1 protein-coding gene and 1 pseudogene are annotated in these 2,416 nt (G+C 57.2%); both read right to left on the reverse strand.

Going from position 1 to position 2,416, the window contains the following annotated elements:
- Positions 1–625: 625 nt before the first annotated feature.
- A complete protein-coding gene (aspA, locus tag WCA53_RS29320) occupies positions 626–2,053 on the reverse strand; it encodes an aspartate ammonia-lyase (protein ID WP_423919428.1) in 1,428 nt (475 codons plus the stop codon).
- An 86-nt stretch (positions 2,054–2,139) separates the two neighbouring features.
- Positions 2,140–2,416 (reverse strand): annotated as a pseudogene (ansB, locus tag WCA53_RS29325) (L-asparaginase 2); the annotation flags it as partial.

The following is a 2,416-nucleotide window of genomic DNA, read 5'->3' on the forward strand; positions in this document are numbered from 1 at the left end:
GCATGGAGCCGAGTGTTGCTTTCGCAACCGACACGACGATGGGCGCCGCGACGCGTGGAGGCTTCTTTTGGGTCAACAGGTGGACGACGACAAGCGCGATCAGCACCAGCACCACTAGCACAACCAGGATGAGCCCGCGTCGGGAACGCTTTGGCTGCTTAGACAGAGCTTCGCTCATTGGCATCTCCGAAAACACATGTTGTTGCCGGAGTTTGACCTGGGAACGATCCTCGGTTGAGACTGCAGAAAAACGCCGCAATTCCCTTGCGTTGTCACCATCGGTCAAACCTTTATTAATGTTTTTAAGCTGAAAGGCAGGGCAGGGGCAGCAACGGCCAACGCCGGCGCCAGAACAAGCAGGCGCTATATTCTCATGACTGGGGGGGGCTACGACAAATGCGCTTGGCAAAGAATAGGGAATGTGGCGTGGTAATGAGCGGTAATGTCTTAGCAGGGCCTCCCAACCCTTACAGGAACATTACCGCTTTATAGGCTTGCAGATACCTTACAGACAGATTATGCGCGGACGGCATCGTTTAGCCGCGGAGTAATCCTATATAGCTATAAACTAAGCATTCCTCTTTGTTATATCCTCCTCTCCCGAATCATGTAGTCCGACGACCACTTACTGTGTCGGCAGAATATGAAGCGGCGTGGGCCGCGTGAGTACCTCTGGCTTGAGGATCTCGTCGAGTTGTTGCTTGGACAACAGCCCCCGCGCAAGCACGATGTCATAGACCCGCCCACCCGAGGCATGTGCCTCCATCGCGACGGCTGTCGCATTGGCGTAGCCTATGTAGGGATTGAGGGCAGTCACAATGCCGATCGAGTTCTCGACCGACGCACGCAAGTGCGCCTCGTTGGCCGTGATTCCTTTGACACACCGTTCGGCGAGTGTCAGGCAGCCGTTGCGCAGGTGGGTCACACTCTTGAACAGGCTGTGCGCAATGATCGGCTCGAAAGCATTCAACTGGAGCTGACCGGCCTCGGCCGCGAAACTCACGGTGACATCGTTACCGATCACCTCGAATGCGATCTGGTTCACTACCTCGGGGATAACCGGGTTGACCTTTCCCGGCATGATGCTCGAGCCAGCCTGCATGGGCGGGAGGTTGATCTCCCCAAGACCCGCGCGTGGACCGCTGGAAAGCAGACGCAAGTCGTTGCAGGTTTTCGAGAGCTTCACTGCGACACGCTTAAGCACGCCGGACAACTGGACGAATGCCCCACAGTCCTGCGTCGCTTCTATGAGGTTGGGTGCCGTGATAAGCGGGATACCCGTAATTTCCTTAAGATGCTTCAGGATCAGCGGTGCGTAATCGGGGTGCGCCGTAATGCCCGTTCCGATCGCCGTCGCGCCCATGTTGATTTCGCAGATCAGCAGGGCCGCCTCTCGAAGCCGTTCCTCATCCTCTCCGAGCATCACGGCGTAAGTGCTGAACTCCTGACCGAGCGTCATCGGCACCGCATCCTGCAATTGCGTACGCCCCATTTTCAGGACGTCCTTGAACTCCAGCGCCTTGGTTTCAAACGCGTGTCGCAAAACAGCCATTGCGTCGACGAGACCCAGGATGCCGAACCAGGTCGCGACCTTCAGGGCCGATGGGTACACATCGTTGGTGCTCTGGCCGATGTTGACCTGCTCGTTTGGATGCAAGTACTGGTATTCGCCCTTCTTCTTCCCTAACAGTTCGAGCGCGCGGTTGGCGATTACCTCGTTGGCGTTCATGTTGGTCGATGTCCCGGCGCCCCCCTGAATCACGTCGACCACAAACTGATCATGCAGCTTGCCGCCCAGCAACTCAGCGCAGGCGCCGACAATCGCGTCGCAACGCGTCTTGTCGAGCAGGCCCAGTTCATGATTCGCCTGTGCGGCGGCCTGTTTGATGCAAGCCAGCGCCTTGATCAACTCGGGATATATGGAGATCGGTGAACCGGTAATCGGAAAATTTTCCAGCGCACGCAGCGTGTGAACGCCATAGTAGACGTCAGCGGGAACCTCACGGTCCCCTAGCAGATCATGTTCGGTTCTAAAGAAAATTTCAGCAGCCATGGACATGCTCCTCGAGCGGAACTGGGGTTGATTGCGGTTGAAAGTTCAGCGCCGGAGGCCGTTAAACAGCGCTCTCAGGCCTACAGTCAAAAAGTGCCGGAGAAGGCCTGCTGCACCTTGGCGGGGCTAGTTATGCCGTTTGCGATGAGCAACTGGGTAAGCAACCGCGCCTTTTGCGGATTCAGATCGAGTGAGACTACGAAGCCGCGCTTGTCGTCTTCGACCTCCACGTTTCTATTGACGAATCCCGACAACACACGCGTGGAGCGGACCACCACAACGCCTTTTTTCGCCGCGCGGTCGAGAGCTGCCAGCGCCTCCTGGGACATGTCACCGTCTCCCTCGCCCGCCACCACGATACCC

It is taken from the genome of Caballeronia sp., assembly GCF_049581465.1.
Lineage (GTDB): Bacteria > Pseudomonadota > Gammaproteobacteria > Burkholderiales > Burkholderiaceae > Caballeronia.